This window comes from Burkholderia sp. PAMC 28687 (assembly GCF_001577465.1).
Lineage (GTDB): Bacteria > Pseudomonadota > Gammaproteobacteria > Burkholderiales > Burkholderiaceae > Caballeronia.
Map to the genome: position 1 here is coordinate 1629762 of NZ_CP014506.1, position 19948 is coordinate 1649709.

The window sequence follows — 19948 nt, forward strand, 5'->3', positions numbered from 1 at the left end:
GTGCTCGGATGTGTTTCGACATGGATCAGGCGCGGCTGCCGTACTTCGTCTCGATGACCTTCACGAGCGCGTGCAGCACGCGATTGGCCGGCGTGGCGATGCCATGCGTTTCCCCCAGCCGCACGATCAACCCGTTCAGATGATCGATCTCGCTGGGCTTCGAACGCGCGACGTCCTGTGCCGTCGATGAATATTGCGTCGGCATCTTCTCTGCGATCATGCGCACGGACGCATCGACATCGCCGGGAATGGTGACGTTTTCCGCCTTCGCGACTGCGAGGCATTCCCCGACGATATCGCGCATGCACGCCTGGATGCTTGCGTTCCCGGCGAGGGGTCCGTAGGGCAGTTGCGCGATCGCGGAGAGCGCGTTGTACGCGCAGTTCAGGATCAGCTTGGCCCAGAGCGCGCCGCGAACGTCGGGGGAGATTTCGGTGGGGATCTGCGCATCGATCAGCTCGCGGGCGACCGCTTCACTTTTACTCGATGGCTCGATCACCAGGTCGCCGCGCCCGTGATGCCGCACGTGACCGGGACCTTCCATGCCGGCCGCCACATAGACAACGGCCGCAGCCACTTCCTGCGCTACGACCGTGCGCACGCGGTCGGCGTTATCGACACCGTTTTGCAGGACGAGCACCAATGCATCCTTGGCGAGATGCGGTTTGATTTCGGCGGCAGCGCTTTCGGTATCGGTGGATTTAACGCAGAACAGCACGAGCGATGCACCTTCGACCGCACTCGCCTCGCTGCTCGCGGTCACGCGCACGTGTTCGTCGAAGGTCAGGGTCTGCATGCGCAAGCCGTCACGCGTGATCGCCTCGACGTGATTCGGGCGGCCGATCAGCGTCACCTCATGTCCCGCTCGCGCCAGCATGCCGCCGTAATAACAGCCGACTGCGCCTGCACCCATCACTGCTATTTTCATCGTCGTAATCCGTCTGTCGAAAGTGATGCGGGATTTTCCCACAGTTGCGATGACGGGATCCGAGAGCCCTTGCTAAGGCGCCGCCGATGCGCTCGCCGGGTCGATGGTCGGCGCCAGGTCCGGAACCAGCCCGGCAAAACCTTCGTCGCGTATGTCGCTGGGCTCGGAGTGCGGCGACTGCAGGATGGGTGGCTGCGGGGCTGATGAAGATGCCGGAGCCTTGGCCACGACCGGAGGCGCGGTCCGGCGCGGCGGATTGCGCTTCACTGGCGCGGCCTTCTGCTCGGGCTTCGGCGCGAACACGCGTTGATACCAGTCGTGCAAGCGGTCGCGCATCGACTCGAAGAAGCCGGTTTGCGGTTCCATCACGAAACGCTCGCGCGGATCGATCATCCGGTTTCTCAACGAGCGCTGGAAGAAGTCACCGACGATAGGCAACGCACTATGCGCGCCCTGCCCCCAGTAGTCGCTGCGCAGCGTCACGCGGCTGTCGTTGAAACCGACCCACGCACCCGCAACGAGTTGCGGATGCATCAGGATGAACCAGCCATCGGCGTTGTCCTGCGTCGTGCCGGTCTTGCCTGCAACATCGGCGCGGATGCCGAAGCGGTTCCGGATGGCCGTGCCCGTCCCGCGATTCACCACGTCCCGCATCACGTCGAGCAGTTCATGATCTGCGGCTGGCGAGAGCGCCTGCTCGGGTTTGTTCGGCGCAAATTGCGCAAGCACCTCGCCCTTGCGGTTTTCGATACGCGTCACAAGCATCGGTTCGATACGCGCGCCGCCATTGGCGATCGTGCCGTAAGACGCGACCATCTCCTTGAGCGTGACGGGGCTCGTGCCGAGCGCAAGCGACGGCACCGCGTCGAGCGGGCTGTCGCGCACGCCCATCGCACGCGCGAGTCTCGCGACCTTGTACGGGCCGACGTTTTGCACCAGTTGTGCGGTAATGCGGTTGCGTGAGTAAGCAAGCCCGTCGCGCAACGTCACGGGCCGTCCGCTTGGCGGCGTTTCGTCGTTCGGACGCCAGATTTCCCCGCCGGCAAGCGGGATCTCGACGGCCTGGTCGACAAGGGTATCGTCCGGTTTCGAGCCCTGCGCAAAGGCCGCGCCGTACACGAAAGGCTTGAACGTGGAACCCGGCTGGCGGCGCGCCTGCTGGACGTGATCGAACGGATCCGTGCTGAAGTCGCGACTGCCGACCCACGCCTTCACTTGCCCGTTACGTGGATCAATGGCGAGAAACGCCGCCTGCACACGCGTTTTGTTGTCGCACAGCGCCTGCATGAAGGGGCGATCGGCGTTGAGATGCTTGAGGATATCGGCGTCGGTTTGTCCGGCATCTTTCGCCGCGCGATACTGCGGCGTCTCGCGCACGAACGCGCGGATCACGTCGGCATTGCCGCCATTGCAGCCGCTGCGCGCGCCCCATGCGGCATTGGCGATCGCCTGAAGCTGGTTGCCTTGCCAGATGACCGCTTGCGTCGCCATGGCCTGCAGGCGTGAATCGATGGTCGTACGCACTACCAGTCCATCCGAATAGATGTTGTAGTCGTTGCTGTCGGCCCAGTCGATCAGCCACCTGCGCAACTGCTGCGCAAAATGCGGCGCGCGGCCGGGCGCCTCGACCTGCCGTTCAAAGTCGATACGCAATGGCCGGCGCCTGAGCGTTTCATAAGCGGCCGGCGACAGATGCCCGAATTTGACCATCTGCGCAAGCACGGTATTGCGGCGCTGCACGGCGCGCTCCGGATTGATCACCGGGTTGTAGTAGCTATTGCCCTTGAGCATCCCGATCAGCGTGGCGCTTTCGAGCAGATCCAGATGGCCGGCGGATTTATCGAAGTAAGTACGCGCCGCCATTTCGATGCCATACGCGTTGTACAGGAACGGCACCGTGTTCAGATAGGTTTCGAGGATCTCGCTCTTGGTATAAAGCGCTTCGATCTTGAGCGCGGTGATCGCTTCCTTGAGCTTGCGTGTGAGCGTCTGCGAACGGCCGATCTCATCGGGATAAAGATTGCGCGCGAGTTGCTGAGTGATCGTCGAGCCGCCCTGGCGGCTGCCGGAAAACGTATGCAGCGCAGCGGACCCGGTGCGGCGCCAGTCGAGGCCGTGGTGCGTATAAAAGCGATGATCCTCGGTAGCGATCAGCGCATCGATCACGTTCGGCGAGATATCCGCAAGGTGCACCCATTCACGGTTGGTCGGGCGGAACTCGGCGAGCAGCTTGCCATCGGCAGAATGGATTTGGGCAGGTTGCTCGATCTTGGCACGACGCAGATCCCCGATGCCCGGCGTAAGGGGGATCAGCAACAGCACATAGAGCAGCGCGACTGCGGGAATGGCCACGAGCGTGCGAACCACGCCGCGACGCGTGGGATGGCGCAAGTGCGCAATGCACATAGCGGCATACGGCTTGATCCAGACCGCCAGCTTTGAACCGGAATGTCGAAGAACAGAGAGGTCTAAACGCTTCACACTGGCTTACCAACAGCTGACGAAGGCTGAATGCTATCAAAATGCCGGCGCCGTCCCGCATAAGCCACGAGCGGGTTAATCGGATTAGCATAGGCCTGCGTTCAAAAATGGAGACAAACGCAATGAGCCAATATCACTCGATGTCCTGCCCATGCTGCGCAATTGAAGAGCGCGGTCTTGATCGACGAGGGTTTATCCGGCTGGCGGGTGGCGCCGCCGCGGCGCTGGCGCTCATGCCGCTTTCGGCCCGCGCACAGGAACAGACAGTCCCGAGCATTGCTTTCGATTCCATTCCGAACCCCGTGCATCTTCCCCGCGATGTTTTCTTCGGTGAATGTTCCGGCGTCGCGCTGAATTCGCATGGCCACATCTTCGTGCTGTCGCGCGGCAATACCACGGGACCCGCTTACGCCGCAGCGGCCGCGCAACTGCTCGAATTCGCGCCGAACGGAAAGTTCATCCGCGAGATCGGCCATAACCTCTATGCGTGGTCGTTCGCCCATAGCGTGAAGGTCGACAGACAGGACAACATCTGGGTGACCGACAAAGGCTCGGACATGGTCATCAAGTTCACGCCGGAAGGCCGTGTTGCGATGGTGTTCGGGCGCAAGCAGGAAGCCGCCGACGAAGAAACCGGTCCGCTCAAGCATCCGAACCCGCCGCTGCCGTCAGAGCCGGGCCGCTTTCGCCAGGTTACCGATGTCGCCTGGGACGACGCCGGCAACACCTATATCAGCGATGGCTATATCAACTCGCGCGTCGCCAAGGTCGATCGCGATGGCAACTGGCTCAAGTCGTGGGGCGAACGCGGTACGGGTCCGGGCCAGTTCCACACGCCGCACAGCATCGCGCTCGATGCCGAAGGCCTCGTGTACGTTGCGGATCGCAGCAACCGCCGCATTCAGGTCTTCGATGGCGAAGGCAATTTCCAGCGGCAATTCACCATCGATGTCCCCGTCCCGCCTGGCGCCCGTGCGGCGATAGGCTATGCGCCGGATGAAGCGGCCATTGCGGCCGGGACGTTTGCGCCGGGCTCGCCGTGGGCGATTTGCATATCGCCGGGACCGAATCAGGTTTTATACAGCGCGGACGCTTTCCCGGGGCGCATCTACAAGATGACACTCGAAGGCAAATTGCTCGGCGTGCTCGGCGAGTCCGGCAAGCAGCTCAAACAGTTTGGATGGATTCACCAGATGGCGTGTCCGTCGGAGAACACGCTCTTTGTGGCCGAGCTGTTGAACTGGCGCGTGCAGAAACTGGTTTTGCATGCGTGATGAATAGCCAGGAATAGCCAGTGATCGAGCCGGGGCGAAAGGCGCAAGGTCACCGCCCTGACTTAAAAATCGGATTATCGATATACCGATTCTCCCTTATATCGCACTCGGGATTTGACCGGGTCAGCGGATTAATTACCGCGTTAATCTGCATCGAGAAGTAATTATTATCCATTCACCGCGGAAAAAACGTAAGTATTCTGTATTAAATTTCGATTTTCATAAAAATTTGTATGATTAAATTTTATTACCTATTCTTTTCGTAAATTATAACTATTGACCCAATCAAACCGGGGCTTTGTAACCGAACTTGAAGGCAGGCTACTTGGCATGCGTATTGATCTTTCCGCGATTCCGTTATTCGAAAACCCTTCAAATCTCAATCTAAAAGAGCTACATGTCTTGTCTACCGGGGCGCTTCCGCGGGTATCCGCTACATGGCTTGCGGTATTGGCCAACATCGCGCTGCTGCCGTTGCCGGTCTTTGCAAATTGCACCGCATCAGGAACGGCTACGAGCTGTGACACCAGCGCGCCTTCGCCGTGGCAGACCACGATCGGCACAGGCCCCACTGCCGCCACCGGTTCGTCAGTCCTGGTCGGGCCGAATGCGCAGGTCATTCTCGGAGACGCAACAGCAATTGCGCTCGCCGACAATGCGAACATAACCGTGCAATCAGGTGCGCTGGTGCAAAACAGCGCGCGGACCTCCGGCGGCACTTATGGAACGGGCGGCAACACAATCGATTTCCGCAACAACGGCACGTTGACCGTTCAGCAAGGCGGGTCGGTTATATCGGCGGGTACACAGGGATCGGCTGAGGCGGTGAATCCAGAAGGCGCCGGCAATACGATCGTCAATAACGGGACAATACGCGGGATCAATTCGGCCGCTATCTGGTTTCAGAATACCAGCGGGCTGAATACGGTAATCAATAACGCCACCGGGGTAATCCAGGCCCCGAGTAACGTGATAGGCAGTTCCGGCAATGGCGCGGTCGATTTCACAAATCGCGGCCAGGTGATCGGCAACCTGATTTTCGCAGGCGGCAACGACACATTGCGCCTTTACACGGGTTCCAGTATCAGCGGCAACTTCAATGGCGGCGGCGGCAACAACACAATTTTCCTGAGCGGCGAAGGGACCGCGACCTTACCTGGCAACATGGTGAACTTCTCTTCGCTGATCAAGAACGACACCGGATTCTGGACGCTGAGCGGCACGGTGACGGGCGTGACGATCGCGGATGTCCAGCAAGGCACGCTTGCACTCACCGGCAACAACACGAACTACACGGGGAAAGTGCTGGTCGAACCGGCCGGCATTCTGCAGGCTCGCGCGCAGAGCTTGCCACCAGGCGTGACGGACAACGGGCTCGTCCGTTTCGCCCAACCCGACGACGGCACGTATGCCGGCAGTCTGAGCGGCACCGGCGCCGTCGAGAAGACGGGGGCCGGCGTGTTGACCCTTGCGCCAGTTGCGGCGGGCGGAAACACCTACTCCGGGGGCACTACGATCACTCAGGGCACCGTTGCCATCGGGGCGGACAATGCGCTCGGTGCCGCCAACGGCGGCATCACCTTCAACGGCGGCACGCTGCGGTTCAACCAAAGCGTGGACCTTGCGGGAACGCGGCCGGTCTCGATCAATGCGCCGGGTGGAACTATCGATACGCAGGGATTTTCATCGACAGTCGCGCAAGGCATTTCAGGACCGGGGCGTTGACCAAGGCCGGGAGCGGCACGCTCGCAATGACCGGTGCGAACACCTATGCCGGAGGAACGACGATCGCGGCCGGGACGCTCCAACTCGGGGCTGGGGGGACTAGCGGGAGCATCGAGGGTGATGTGATTGACAACGGATCGCTCGTCTTCAACCGCTCCGATGCCGCTACGTTTTCCGGCGCGATCTCCGGTACAGGGTCGGTCGGGCAGGCAGGCGCCGGCGCTACGACGCTAACTGCGAACAACACGTACACGGGCGGCACGACCATCGCTGCAGGCACGCTTCAACTCGGCGATGGCGGAACATCGGGGAGCATTGTCGGCAATGTGAACAACAACGGATCGCTCGTCTTCAATCGCTCCGATGCCACGACGTTTGCCGGTGCGGTCTCCGGTGCAGGTTCGGTCACACAGGCAGGCGCGGGCACCACAACGCTTACGTCGAGCAACACTTATACCGGTGGCACGACCATCGCTGCAGGCACGCTTCAACTTGGCGATGGCGGTACATCGGGGAGCATTGTCGGCGATGTGAATGACAACGGAACGCTCGTCTTCAATCGCTCCGATGCCACGACATTTTCCGGCGCAGTCTCCGGCACCGGTTCGCTCGCGCAAGCAGGCACGGGCACAACGACGCTTACGGCAAACAATACGTACACGGGCGGAACGACCATCGCTGCAGGCACGCTTCAACTCGGCGATGGCGGCACGTCGGGAAGCATTCTCGGCGATGTGAATGACAACGGATCGCTCGTCTTCAATCGCTCCGATGCCATGACGTTTCCCGGCGCCATCTCTGGCACAGGTTCGATCACACAAGCAGGCGCGGGCACAACAACGCTCACCGCGAACAACACGTACACGGGTGGTACGGCCATCGCCGCAGGCACGCTACAACTGGGCGATGGCGGCACATCAGGCGGCATCGTAGGCGATGTAGCCAACAACGGATCACTCGTCTTAAACCGCTCCGATGCAGTTGCATTTGCGGGCACGATCTCGGGCACGGGTTCGGTCACGCAGGCCGGCCCCGGCACCACCCTGTTCACCGCCGACAATCCGTACAGCGGCGGCACCACGGTCGCGGCGGGAACGCTTGCCGTCGGTGACGCGCACCACCCTGGCGCAGCGCTTTCCGGCGATGGCAGCGTGAACGTGGCGAGCGCGGGCACGCTCGGAGGCTACGGCAGCGTCACGGGCAATGTGACGAACAACGGTACGATCGCCGTGGCCGATGCACTCCCCGCTTTCGCCAGCTCAGGCAACGGCGCATTCACCATTAACGGAACCTTCACCAACGCAGGGCTGGCCGCCGTGGGCGGCGCGGCCGTCGGCAACCGGTTGAACGTGACGGGCAACTACATTGGGGCGAACGGCACGATTGCGCTGAACACGGTGGTGGCGGGCGACAATGCCGCATCCGACAGACTGGTGATCAGCGGACCGGCATCGACTGCGACGGGAACATCGGCGCTCAAGATCAACAACGCTGGAGGCGCTGGCGCGGTGACACTCGCCAACGGCATCCAGGTAATCGAAGCAAACAACGGAGCCACCACTGACCTGAGCGCGTTTCACCTTGCCAGTCCGGTGAAAGCGGGCGCGTATTCGTACTACCTTGCGAAAGGTGGCGTCTCGGACGGCACCGCGCAAAACTGGTATCTGCGTAATACGATTGCGCCCGCTCCGGTAGCGCCTGCGCCCCCCACCACACCCGCGCCCCCGGCACCCCCGCACCACCTTCCACTGCGCCGTTGCCGGTGAATCCGTCGCTGCCAGTATCCGCCGCCAACCCGCTTGCGCCCGCCGATACCCCCATCGCCGCGCCCGGGACTCCGCCAACGCTGCTCGCGGCGCTCAGTCAGGCAGCAGCGACGCCGGCCACCGCCGCAGCCCCGGCTGCGCCGGTGTACAGGCCTGAAGCGCCGGTGTATGCGGCGATTCCCATGGTCGCGCGGCAGATCGGCATAGAACAGATCGGTACCTTCCACGATCGTCAGGGCGAACAGTCCCTGCTCGACGAGAGCGGCACATTGCCGGCGGCGTGGGGCCGCGTGTGGGGTGGTCACACGACGCAAAGCCAGGACGGCGCATTGAATCCGGAGTTTTCCGGGTCCATTTATGGCGCGCAAGCCGGACACGATATCTACGCAGATTCGACGCCGGGCGGGCATCGCAATCACTACGGGTTTTTCGTCGGCTTCACGCGCGCAACGGGCGATGTCAACGGTTACGCACTCGCGACACCCAACCTCGATGTCGGCCATCTTGCGGTCAACGGTTACAGCCTTGGCGGGTACTGGACGCATATCGGACCCGGCGGCTGGTACACCGACGCGGTGTTGATGGGCACATCGCTCACCATCGATCCGATGTCCCACGATGGCGTCGGTGTGAGCACGCATGGCCACGCGCTCAGCGGTTCACTGGAAGCCGGTTTGCCGATTCCGATTGCGTACGGTCTGGAAGTCGAGCCGCAGGCACAGATCATCTGGCAGAACCTCTCCATCAACGATCTGAACGACGGCGTCTCGACGGTCTCGTTCAAGCACGGCAACACGTTTCTCGGGCGGCTCGGCGTACGGCTGCAAGGGACTTACACCGACGCCATTGCCACGTGGCAACCGTATTTGCGTGTATCGGTATTGCGGAATTTTGGTGCAGGAGACGATGTGACCTTCGCCGGCACGACGACGTTGCCAGGATCCGTGGGGCAGACTGCAGGTCAGGTTGGTGCAGGACTGGTCACGAAGGTGAGCAAGTCTGCCAGCGCTTACGCGACGCTCAGTTACCTGACCAACCTCGGCGGTTCGCATCAACGCACGATCGAGGGTAATGCCGGCGTTCGCTGGTCCTGGTAAGGTGTGGCGGGCTCCCCGCCGGGGCATGGGCTTCGGCGGGTATCGGGCATTTCAGGCCTGCGTCGCGAGGTGTAGGGGCACGGCTCGATCGAAGAAGTCGCGGCACTGCTTATTTCGCCCTGCTTTGTCGCTCACTTGCCGCCAGTGACATCGAGGAACGTGCCGGTGATGAAGGAAGCCTCTGCGCTTGCCAGCCACAGGATCGCGCGCGCGACCTCTTCCGGCTGACCGCCTCTTCCCATCGGGATCGACTCCTTGACACGATCCACCCGTCCCGGCTCGCCGCCGCTGGCATGCATTTCGGTGTAGATGTGCCCGGGGCGAACGCAGTTGACGCGTATCCCGTCGCGTGCGACTTCCTTCGCAAATCCGATAGTGAATGTCTCGACGGCGCCCTTCGATGCAGCGTAGTCGACATATTCATTTGGGCTACCGAGCCGGGCCGATGCCGACGAGATGTTGATCACGGAGCCCCCCCGTCCGTTGTGACGATAGGACATGCGCTTCACCGCTTGCTGGGCACAGAGAATCGGGCCGATCGAGTTGACTGCGAAGACCCGCTGCATCCGCTCGAAACCGAGGTCCTCCAGGCGGGATTGCTGCGCGATGATGGCGGCGTTGTTCACCAGTACATCCATCCGGCCGAACTCCCGGTCGATCGCGGCGAATAGCCGAACGACCTGCTCCGGGTCGGCACTGTCCGTGCGCACGGGCAACGCCCGTCGTCCCAGCGCTTCCACGTCGGCCGCCACCCCAAGGGCCGCAGACTCGTTGGAGACGAAACTTATCGCTACATCGTAGCCTTGTGCGGCAGCAAGACGCGCAGTCGCCGCGCCTACGCCACGGCCTCCGCCCGTTATCAGTATCAGCGGTGCCTGCGAGACTGTATCCATCTGGTGAACCTTCATGGTGGCGGGAATGATCACGGGCCGGAAACGGTGGCGCATCGGCGGCGGCGGCCGGCCCACTTCGAAACTGGCAAGGACAAGAATAACGATGGCGTGACGCGATGACAAAGCAGATTAAGTCCCGGCCCGGGTTAGAAAAACTCTTTCGATGGAAGGCACATGGCCTTCATAGCCGGACGTTTCCAAACGGGTTACTGTCGCCTTCTAAATCCAATTCGTAACAAAACGCGATGTTCCGGTAACCAGATTGGCGCCATCGATTGATACGATCTGGAAATGCGCGAAACTCGGTCAATGGTCTTCCGCATGCCTTTAGTAATTACTTCGTAATGCATATTGTATTGCCGTTGTAATTTTATGATCCGGTGATAGCTGCACCCGAGGCCTGTGCCAAGCCGCCATGAGTCGAAGCCCGTAATCTCGATTCAATCGGTGCGTAATATTTTTGAGATGTTGCCAAGGTCTTTATGACGCCATCCGAACAAAGTATTGAATCCCCGAAGCCAGGCAAGCGCCCGCGTTTGCTGCGAATAGTCATCGTAGTTGTAATCATTGCGCTGATCGCGGTCGTTGTCGTGCACTTGCTCCGCGCGAAGAAAGCCCCTCGTCCTACGCCGCCGCAAGTGGTCAGCGTGGCCACCGCAAGCACGGGTTCGATGCCTGAAGTCCTCAGTGAACTCGGCACGGTGACGCCTACCGCGACGGTCACGGTGCTGCCGCAACTGAGCGGCTACCTGACCGCTGTCGGATATCACGAAGGCCAGGACGTGCAGAAAGGCCAGTTCCTCGCGCAGATCGATCCGCGCCAGTATGAAATCGACAAACAACAAGCCGAGGCGACGCTGGCCAAAGACCGCGCCGCCCTGGCGCAGGCACGCGCCGACCTCGTCCGCTTCACGCAGCTCAACGAACGCAAGTCGATTGCCGAGCAGACTTTTGCCGACCAGCAGTTCCTCGTGCAGCAGGACGAAGCGGCGGTCAAGGTCGACCTTGCCAACATCGCGCAATTCGATCTCGATCTGGCGTATTGCCACATCACCGCACCGGTCTCCGGGCGCGTCGGCCTGCGTCTGGTCGATCCGGGGAATTACGTCACGGCGTCATCGTCGCCGGGGATCGTCGTGATCACCACCATGAAACCCACCACGGTTCAGTTCACAGTGCCGCAGGATTCCCTCGCGAACGTGCTGCAACGCATGAACGGCGGCGCACGCCTGCCGGTCACCGCCTACAGCAGCGACAACTCGCGGGAGATCGCAACCGGAACCCTGTATGCGGTCAGCAACCAGATGGCGACGAGTACGGGCACCGTGACGTTGAGAGCGACTTTCCCCAATGACGACGAAGCGCTGTTCCCAAGCGAGTTCGTCAACGTCAAATTGCTGGTCGATACACTGCAGAACGCCGTGCTGGTGCCCACGCCGGCAGTGCAAAGCGGCGCGCCGGGCGACTACGTGTATCTGGTCAACGCCAACAACACGGTGTCGGTTCACAAGGTCGCGCTCGGGCCGAGCGACGGCAAGAACACGGTAATCACGTCAGGTCTTGCAGCGGGCAATATCGTGGTGACGGACGGCACTGATCGTCTGAGCGATGGCGCGAAGATTCAGGCGGCTGCGGCAAAGCCTGCTTCGGGCGTCGCGGCCAGTGAGCCCCCTGCAACCGGCACGCAAGCTCAGCATAGACACGCGCGTGCCGGCGCGTCTGGCGCGGCCGCTGCCTCCGCGCAAGCTGCTTCGTAGTATCGGACCCATGCGCCGATGAACATTTCCCGCCTGTTTATTCTCCGACCGGTAGCCACGCTGCTGCTGATGATCGCCCTCGTGCTGGTGGGCCTCATCGCCGTGCGCGTCCTGCCGGTTTCGTCGCTACCCAACGTCGACTATCCGACCATCCAGGTGCAGACGTTTTATCCGGGGGCCAGTCCGGATGTGATGGCAACCACCGTCACGGCGCCGCTCGAAGTGCAACTGGGCGAGATTCCCGGCCTGCAGCAGATGACGTCATACAGCTCGGACGGCGCGTCGGTCATCACGTTGCAGTTCGACTTGTCGCTGAATCTCGATATCGCGCAGCAGAATGTCCAGCAGGCCATCAACGCGGCCAACAGTTTCCTGCCGACCGGCCTGCCGGCGCCGCCGACCTACGCCAAGGTCAATCCGGCGGACCAGCCGATCCTGACGCTCGCGGTCACCTCCCCGTCGATGTCGCTCACGCAACTGGAGGACGCCACCAACAATCGCCTCGGCACCAAGATTTCGGAAGTATCGGGCGTGGGCGTGGTCACCACGAGCGGCGGCAACGTGCCGGCCATCCGCGTGGAAGCGGACCCGCAAAAGCTCGCCGCCTACGGCCTCAACATAGACGACCTGCGCACGTTGCTGAGCTACGTCAACGTGAGCCAGCCAAAGGGCAATTTCGATGGCCCCGACCTCGACTACACCATCAACGGCAACGACCAGATCTCCGATCCGAAGGACTACCTGAACACGGTCGTCGCGTATCAGAACGGCGCGCCGGTGTTCATGCGCGACGTCGCGAAGGTGACCCAGGCGCCGCAGGACGTCGAGCGCGGCGCCTGGTACAACGGCACGCCGGCGATCATCTTGAACGTGCAGCGCCAGCCGGGTGCGAACGTGATCGCGACCGTCAACCAGATCACGAAGCAGTTGCCGCAGCTCGAATCCACGCTGCCGGCGGGCATGAAGGTCACGGTTGTATCGGACACGACGGGCGTGATCCGTTCATCGGTATCCGACGCCGCGTTCGAACTCCTGCTCGCCATCGTGCTCGTGGTGGCCGTGATCTTCGTGTTCCTGCGCAACGTGCCGGCCACGATCATTCCGAGCATCTCGGTGCCGGTATCGCTGATCGGCACGCTGGCCGTGATGTACCAGTTGAACTATTCCATCGATAACCTCTCGCTGATGGCGTTGATCATCGCGACCGGCTTCGTGGTCGATGACTCGATCGTGATGATCGAGAATATCGTGCGGTACCTGGAGGAAGGCAGGACGCCGCTCGAAGCGGCGCTCGAAGGCGCCGGTCAGATCGGCTTCACGATTCTCTCGCTGACCATCTCGCTGATCGCGGTGCTGATTCCGCTGCTCTTCATGGGCGGCGTGATCGGGCGCCTGTTCAGCGAATTCGCGGTGACGCTCGCGGTGACCATCGTGCTGTCGGCAGTGGTTTCACTGACAGTCGTGCCCATGCTTTGCGCGCGGCTTCTGCGCGCCCAGGCGCAACGTCATCCGAGCCGTTTCGAGCGCATCAGCGAAGGGCTCTTCGATAAAACCCTCGCCGGCTACGAACGCGGTTTGCGCTGGGTGCTCGACCACCAGATGCTCACGCTGATGGTCGCGATCGGCACGGTCGTGCTGACCGGCGTGCTGTATGTGGTGATCCCGAAGGGTCTTTTCCCGACGCAGGATATCGGCGTGATCGAGGGGATCAGCGTGGCCGACAACTCGGTGTCGTACAAGGCGATGGTTACGCGTCAGCGCGCACTCGCGGACGCCATCCTGAAAGACCCCGATGTCACGTCGCTGACCTCTTATGTCGGCATCGACGGCACGAATTCCACGCTGAACAACGGGCGTTTCCTGATCAACCTGCGCGATCGCGACAAGCGTTCGGACACGGCGCAAGAAATTGCGCGGCGGTTGCAGCAGGAGGTCGCCAATGTGTCGGGAATCAAGCTTTACATGCAGCCTGAGCAGGATCTCACGCTCGACACCACGGTCTCGCCGAACCAGTACAGCTTCGTGCTGCGCGGACCGAGCCAGCAGGCGTTCCAGAAGTACGTGCCGGAACTCGTCGACCGGCTGAAGCAGATTCCGTCGCTGGCCGACGTGCAAAGCGACATGAACACTGACGGCCTGAGTGTGAATGTGGAAGTGAACCGGCAACTGGCGGCGCGCTTCGGCATCACACCGGCGACCATCGACAACGCGCTGTACGACGCGCTCGGCCAGCGGATCGTCTCGACGATCTTCCAGCAATCGGATCAGTACCGCGTGATCCTCGTTGCGAGACCTGAGTCGCTGCCCAATGTCGCATCCATAGGCAACCTGTACCTGCCAAGCCAGACGAGCAGCACGGGACAAGTGCCGCTCTCTGCAATTGCCAAGATCGAGATCGTCAAGTCGCCGCTCGTGATCAGCCATCTCGCGCAGTTCCCGGCCGTCACGATCTCGTTCAATCTCGCGCCGGGCGCGTCGCTGAGCACGGCGGTCGCGCGCATTCACGAGGTGGAACAGGCGGTCAAGCTGCCGCCATCCATTACGTCGTCGCTGCAGGGCGCGGCGCAGGCGTTCCAGGACTCGTTGTCGAGCGAGGTGTATTTGCTGATCGCCGCGCTGGTGGCGGTGTATATCGTGCTGGGGGTGCTTTATGAGAGCTTCATCCATCCGGTGACGATTCTTTCCACGTTGCCATCGGCGGGTATCGGCGCGTTGCTCGCGTTGATGATCGCGGGCAGCGACCTGGATGTGATCGGCATTATCGGCATTGTGTTGCTGATCGGCATTGTGAAAAAGAACGCGATCATGATGGTCGACTTCGCGCTCGACGCCGAACGCAATCACGGCAAATCACCGCGCGATGCGATCTTCGAGGCGTCGCTGCTGCGCTTCCGGCCAATCCTGATGACGACGCTCGCCGCCATGCTCGGCGCATTGCCCATGTTGCTCGGCAGCGGCACGGGGTCGGAGCTGCGCCGGCCGCTCGGGCTTGCGATCATCGGCGGGTTGACGGTGAGCCAGATGCTGACGCTTTTTACCACGCCGGTCATCTACCTGTTCTTCGACAGGATCGCCGAGCGCGTCAGGAACCGGCGCAAGCGCAACCTGCCTGAAGCGCCCGCGGAGCAGGCGCCGTGAACATCTCGGCGTTATTCATCCGGCGCCCGGTCGCGACCACGCTTCTGGCGATCGCAATCCTGATCTCCGGCGCGCTTTCGTACTTCCGGCTTCCGGTCGCGCCGTTGCCGAACATCGCGTTTCCGGTGATCGTGGTGCAGGCGAACATGGCCGGCGCGAGCCCGAACATCATGGCCTCTACCGTGGCCGAACCGCTCGAACGGCGGCTCGGCACGATTGCGGGCGTGGAAGAACTGACGTCGATCAGCTACGTGGGTTCATCGATGATCGTGGTCGAGTTCGCGCTGAACCGCGACATCAACGGCGCCGCTCGCGATGTCGAGGCGGCCATCCAGGCCGCGCGCGCCGACTTGCCGTCGACCTTGCGCGCCAACCCGACGTATCGGCAATACAACCCGGCGGACTCGCCGATCATGGTACTTGCGCTGACGTCCGATACGCTCACCAAGGCGCAGCTTTACGATTCAGCGGATTCGGTGATCCAGCAGCAACTTTCGCAAGTGAACGGCGTGGGCCAGATCACGCTGGGCGGCGGCGCGTTGCCTTCGGTGCGGGTCGAGTTGCAGCCGGGCAAGCTGAGCAGCTACGGGATCGGTCTCGAAGATGTACGCGCGGCAATCTCGGCGGCCAACGCCAACAGCGCCAAGGGCCATCTCGACCAGGGCGACCAGCGTTACGTGGTTGTATCGAATGACCAGATCACGAAGGCGGCGCCCTATCGTCAGCTTGTGATCGCTTACCGGAACGGCGCGCCGGTGCTCCTGAGCGATGTTGCCCAGGTGCGCGACTCCAACGAGAACATCCGCAACGCCGGGCTCTTCAACTCGAAGTCGGCGGTGCTCGTCATTGTCTACCCGATGCCCGGCAGCAACATCGTGAGTACGGTCAGGCAGATCAGGAACGTGCTGCCTTCAATCGAGGCGACGCTGCCGAGCAGCGTGCATGTCAACGTCGCGATCGACCGGTCGGAATCGGTACGCTCGTCAGTGGGAGATACTGAGCGGACCCTGTTCATCGCCGTGCTGCTGGTGGTCGGCGTGGTGTTCGTGTTCCTGCAGTCGCCGCGCGCCACGCTCATCCCGGCAGTGGCGTTGCCCATATCGATCGTCGGCACGTTCGGGCCGATGTACCTGCTTGGCTACAGCATCGACAATCTGTCGCTGATGGCGCTGACCATCGGCACGGGCTTCGTGGTCGATGACGCCGTCGTAGTGCTGGAAAACATCGTGCGCCACCTGGAACTCGGTCTCAGTCCAATAGAAGCCGCGCTGAAAGGCAGCGCCGAAGTGGGCTTCACGGTGATATCGATGAGCTTGTCGCTCATCGCCGTGTTCCTGCCGATCCTGCTGATGCCGGGCATCGTGGGATTGCTGTTCCATGAGTTCGCCGTCGTGCTTTCGATTGCGATCCTGATCTCGCTCGTGATCTCGCTCACCGTCACGCCGGCCATGTGCGCATACGTGCTGAGCCGCGAGAACGCGGGGCATGCCAAGGCGCGATGGGCGGGCTGGGTCGAGCGGCAGTTCGACCGCTTCAAGAACGCCTATGCGCGTTCGCTCACGGCCGTGCTCGATCATTCGCTGCTGGTGATCCTGTTGCTGATCGGCTTGCTGGTCGCCAACGTGTTCCTGTTCAAACTCGTGCCGGCCACGTTCTTCCCCGAACAGGACACGGGCATCCTGATCGGGCAGATCATCGCGGACCAGAGCATCTCCTTCCCCGCGATGGAAAAGAAGCTCGCGCAGTTGCAGCAGATCGTGCAAAAGGACCCGGCGGTTCAGTCGGTGGCCGGGTTCACTGGCGGCCGCGCGCTGAATACGGCGAATGTGTTCATTGAACTGAAGCCGCTTGGGCAGCGCCATGTGACGGCGACCGAAGTGGTCAATCGCCTGCGGCCGAAGCTCAACCAGGTCTCCGGTGCGCGGCTCTTTGTCCAGGCCCAGCAGGATCTGCGGATCGGCGGACGGCAGTCGGCGGCTGAATACCAGTACACGCTGACAAGCGATGACTCCGCCGCACTGTTTGCCTGGACGCCGAAGCTCGTGACCGCGCTCAACAAGGACCGCAGCGCCCTGCTCGATGTCAACTCCGACCTCCAGCAAAACGGCCTGCAGACCTACGTCAACTTCGATCGCGCGACCGCCGCGCGCTACGGCTTCGCGCCCAACCAGATCGATAACGTCCTGTACGATGCGTTCGGCCAGCGCACGGTATCGACTATCTATAACGCGCTGAACCAGTACTTCGTGGTGATGGAAGTCGCGCCGCAATACTGGCAATACCCGGAGACGCTCAAGCAGATTTTCCTGAGCACGGCGGCGGGCAATCCGACCGGCAGCCAGCAGACGCAGATGCCGGGCGCAACGGTCAAGGGCGTGACAGCGGCGAGCGCGGTCGGCGCGGCATCGAGCACGTCGAGCACCAACTCGCTGAACTCGAACGCGCAAGCCAACGCGACCACGAACAGCATTTCCAACAGCAAGGGCGGCAGTTCGAGCGGCAGCGCGGACAGTACAACGGCTGAAACCATGGTGCCGCTGCCTGCGCTCTCCAGCTACGTGAGCAACCATACGTCGACTCAGGTCAATCACCAGAGCGGACTGGTCGCCGCGACGATCTCGTTCAACCTGCCGCCGGGCGGATCGTTGAGCCAGGCCCAGGAGGCGTTGCAAAATGCAGCACGCGAGATCGGCATGCCGGCGAGCATCCATGGCGCGTTCGCGGGCGCGGCGCAAGCCTACGCGCAGTCGATGGGCACCGTTCCCCTCCTGATCATCGCCGCGCTGGGGGTGGTGTATATCGTGCTCGGCGTGCTTTATGAAAGCTCGATCCACCCGCTGACGATTCTTTCGACACTGCCATCGGCGGGAATAGGCGCCACCCTCGCGCTGCTGATCTTCGGCACGCCGTTCTCGGTGATCGCGCTGATCGGCATTATCTTGTTGATCGGTATTGTGAAGAAGAACGGGATCATGATGGTCGATGTCGCCATCCAGTTGCAGCGCCACGAAGGCATGCCGGCGCGCGATGCGATTCACGCCGCCGCGGTGGTTCGTCTGCGCCCGATCATGATGACCACCTTCGCCGCCGTGCTCGGCGCAGTGCCGCTCGCGATCGGGATTGGCCAGGGGGCGTCGCTGCGCCAGCCGCTCGGTATTACCGTGATGGGCGGTTTGATCGTGAGCCAGGTCTTCACGCTTTACACCACGCCGGTGATCTACCTGTACCTGGACCGGTTGCGTTTCAAGCTCGTCAAATGGTCGTCCGGTCTGCCGTGGAACCGGCAGGAAGGGCAAGCGGACAGCCTCGGGCAATCAGATACAAAGGCATGACGATGAAGATATCCTCCAAACCACTCGCCGCCGCAGCGGCCCTGCTGCTGGGCGGCTGCATGGTCGGCCCGGATTACCATCGGCCGCAAGTCAGCGTGCCGGCGACCTTCCGTGAATTGCCCGGCTGGACCCAGGCTCAACCGGACGCCGATGGTCCCAAGGGCGCATGGTGGACCGGCTTCAACGATCCGCTGCTCAATCAGCTCGAACCGCTCGTGGCGGTATCGAACCAGACCGTGCGGCAGGACTATGCCAATTATCAGGAAGCGCTCGCCGAAGTGAAGGTGGCTCGCTCCGCCCTGTTTCCAACCATAGGCGTGACCGGCTCGGGCACGCGCCAGCGCAGCGGGACGGGGACCTCGAGCGCGAGTTTGAGCCGCGGTATCGGCAATATTCAGACGGTGAGCAATTCCGGTTCGCTCGAAGGCAATGTGAGCTGGGCGCCTGACTTGTGGGGTTCGGTGCGGCGCACGATCGAACAGAATGCCGCCACCGCGCAGGCGAGCGAGGCGACGCTCGCGAACGCGACGCTCTCCGAACAGATCGCGCTTGCGACGGCCGTAATTCAATTGCGTACCAGCGACGCCAACATCGATTTGCTGCAGCAAACGGTCAAGGCGTATCAGCATTATCTGGACGTGGTTGCCGACCAGGACAAGTTCGGTATCGTTCCGCCTTCCGACGTACTGACTGCCCGCACCCAGCTCGAAAACGCGCAGTCGAGCCTGATCGCGCTTGGCGTGGCGCGCGCCCAGAATGCGCATGCAATTGCCGTGCTGGTGGGCAAGAACCCGGAAGACCTCGACATCCCGCACAGCACGACGATGCCAAGCCTGCCCAATATTCCCGTTGGCGTTCCGTCGACGTTGTTGCAGCGCCGCCCCGACATCGCGACGGCGGAGCGCCAGATGGCGTCGCAGAATGCGGCGATCGGCGTGGCGGTGGCGGCGTATTACCCGACTGTATCGTTGTCGGCGCTGGACGGCTTCACGCAGTCGCCGTTGGGCGGCTTGCTGCACGTGGCCAACTACGTCTGGTCGCTTGGCGGCAGCGCGACCGAAACGCTGTTCGATGGCGGCGAGCGCAGCGGCGAAGTCGCGGCGGCCAAGGCGGCGTATCAAGCGGCGGTGGCCAACTATCGCGGCACGGTGCTGACCGCCTTCGAGGACGTGGAAAACGACCTCTCCGGCCTGCGCATCCTGGCCGAGCAGTCCGACACGCTCGATTCCGCCGTGCGCGACGCAAGCCGAGCCGCCGAGATTGCGTTCAACGAGTATCAGGCGGGAACCGTTGACTACACGACAGTCGCGACCGCCCAGGCAACGCAGTTGAGCAGCCAGCAAACGGCGCTGAACGTGCAGCAGTCGCGTTTGCTCGATGCAGCGTCGCTGATAGGCGATCTCGGCGGCGGCTGGTCGGACAGCCTGCTGCACGATGCGCGCACTGCGACCGCCCCTTGACCGATAGCGGACAACCCCTTGCAGTAGCTATCGTTTCAAACCTGGGCCCCCTATCTCAAATTCCGCTTGACATCGGCTTTATGACGAATTTCAATAC

General features: G+C 62.1%; 11 protein-coding genes. 8 read left to right on the top strand and 3 right to left on the bottom strand.

All coding sequences use genetic code 11. The features are described 5' to 3' along the window. Positions 1-25: 25 nt before the first annotated feature. Together AX768_RS22565 and AX768_RS22570 are read right to left on the bottom strand one after the other, a co-directional pair. Positions 26-928 (bottom strand): ketopantoate reductase family protein, encoded by a 903-nt coding sequence (locus AX768_RS22565; RefSeq protein ID WP_062002198.1) that lies wholly within the window; start codon positions 926-928, stop codon positions 26-28. Between the two features lie 72 nt (positions 929-1000). Continuing rightward, on the bottom strand, positions 1001-3409 hold the full coding sequence (locus tag AX768_RS22570) for a penicillin-binding protein 1A (protein ID WP_442857261.1): 2409 nt from the start codon (positions 3407-3409) through the stop codon (positions 1001-1003). Positions 3410-3531: 122 nt separating this feature from the next. Here AX768_RS22570 and AX768_RS22575 point away from each other — a divergent pair, with 122 nt between their 5' ends. From AX768_RS22575 to AX768_RS22590, 4 genes are all read left to right on the top strand, one after another. Next, the gene (locus tag AX768_RS22575) at positions 3532-4683 is read left to right on the top strand and encodes a peptidyl-alpha-hydroxyglycine alpha-amidating lyase family protein (protein WP_062002438.1); all 1152 of its coding nucleotides are present in this window, start codon (positions 3532-3534) and stop codon (positions 4681-4683) included. A gap of 402 nt (positions 4684-5085) precedes the next feature. After that, positions 5086-6408, top strand: a complete 1323-nt coding sequence (locus tag AX768_RS22580; protein ID WP_231941469.1) for an autotransporter-associated beta strand repeat-containing protein — start codon at positions 5086-5088, stop codon at positions 6406-6408. Further along, positions 6405-8174, top strand: a complete 1770-nt coding sequence (locus tag AX768_RS22585) for an autotransporter-associated beta strand repeat-containing protein (protein WP_062002200.1) — start codon at positions 6405-6407, stop codon at positions 8172-8174. Before AX768_RS22580 ends, AX768_RS22585 begins: the two co-directional genes overlap by 4 nt. Continuing rightward, a complete protein-coding gene (locus tag AX768_RS22590; protein ID WP_062002201.1) occupies positions 8171-9271 on the top strand; it encodes an autotransporter family protein in 1101 nt (366 codons plus the stop codon). The genes AX768_RS22585 and AX768_RS22590 overlap by 4 nt, the downstream gene beginning before the upstream one ends. 131 nt (positions 9272-9402) lie before the next feature. Here the strand turns inward: AX768_RS22590 and AX768_RS22595 are convergent, their stop codons facing one another. Continuing rightward, complete coding sequence (locus AX768_RS22595) at positions 9403-10164, bottom strand: SDR family oxidoreductase (RefSeq protein WP_062002439.1); 762 nt, start codon at positions 10162-10164, stop codon at positions 9403-9405. A gap of 482 nt (positions 10165-10646) precedes the next feature. Between AX768_RS22595 and AX768_RS22600 the strand changes: the two genes are divergently transcribed. The 4 genes from AX768_RS22600 to AX768_RS22615 are packed head-to-tail and all read left to right on the top strand — an operon-like array spanning position 10647 to position 19851. After that, positions 10647-11921, top strand: coding sequence for an efflux RND transporter periplasmic adaptor subunit (locus AX768_RS22600; RefSeq protein ID WP_062002202.1), 1275 nt, complete (start codon positions 10647-10649; stop codon positions 11919-11921). 18 nt (positions 11922-11939) lie between these two features. Next, the gene (locus AX768_RS22605; protein ID WP_062002203.1) at positions 11940-15059 is read left to right on the top strand and encodes an efflux RND transporter permease subunit; all 3120 of its coding nucleotides are present in this window, start codon (positions 11940-11942) and stop codon (positions 15057-15059) included. Continuing rightward, complete coding sequence (locus AX768_RS22610; RefSeq protein WP_062002204.1) at positions 15056-18391, top strand: efflux RND transporter permease subunit; 3336 nt, start codon at positions 15056-15058, stop codon at positions 18389-18391. The genes AX768_RS22605 and AX768_RS22610 overlap by 4 nt, the downstream gene beginning before the upstream one ends. After that, positions 18388-19851: an efflux transporter outer membrane subunit gene (locus AX768_RS22615; RefSeq protein WP_062002205.1), complete on the top strand. Its 1464-nt coding sequence runs from the start codon at positions 18388-18390 to the stop codon at positions 19849-19851. Before AX768_RS22610 ends, AX768_RS22615 begins: the two co-directional genes overlap by 4 nt. The last annotated feature ends 97 nt before the right edge of the window (positions 19852-19948 follow it).

Coding starts and splice junctions, on each gene's coding strand:
- AX768_RS22565 (WP_062002198.1), bottom strand. CDS start 928: ATGAAAATAGCAGTGATGGGTGCAGGCGCAGTCGGCTGTTATTACGGC.
- AX768_RS22575 (WP_062002438.1), top strand. CDS start 3,532: ATGAGCCAATATCACTCGATGTCCTGCCCATGCTGCGCAATTGAAGAG.
- AX768_RS22595 (WP_062002439.1), bottom strand. CDS start 10,164: ATGGATACAGTCTCGCAGGCACCGCTGATACTGATAACGGGCGGAGGC.
- AX768_RS22600 (WP_062002202.1), top strand. CDS start 10,647: ATGACGCCATCCGAACAAAGTATTGAATCCCCGAAGCCAGGCAAGCGC.
- AX768_RS22605 (WP_062002203.1), top strand. CDS start 11,940: ATGAACATTTCCCGCCTGTTTATTCTCCGACCGGTAGCCACGCTGCTG.
- AX768_RS22615 (WP_062002205.1), top strand. CDS start 18,388: ATGACGATGAAGATATCCTCCAAACCACTCGCCGCCGCAGCGGCCCTG.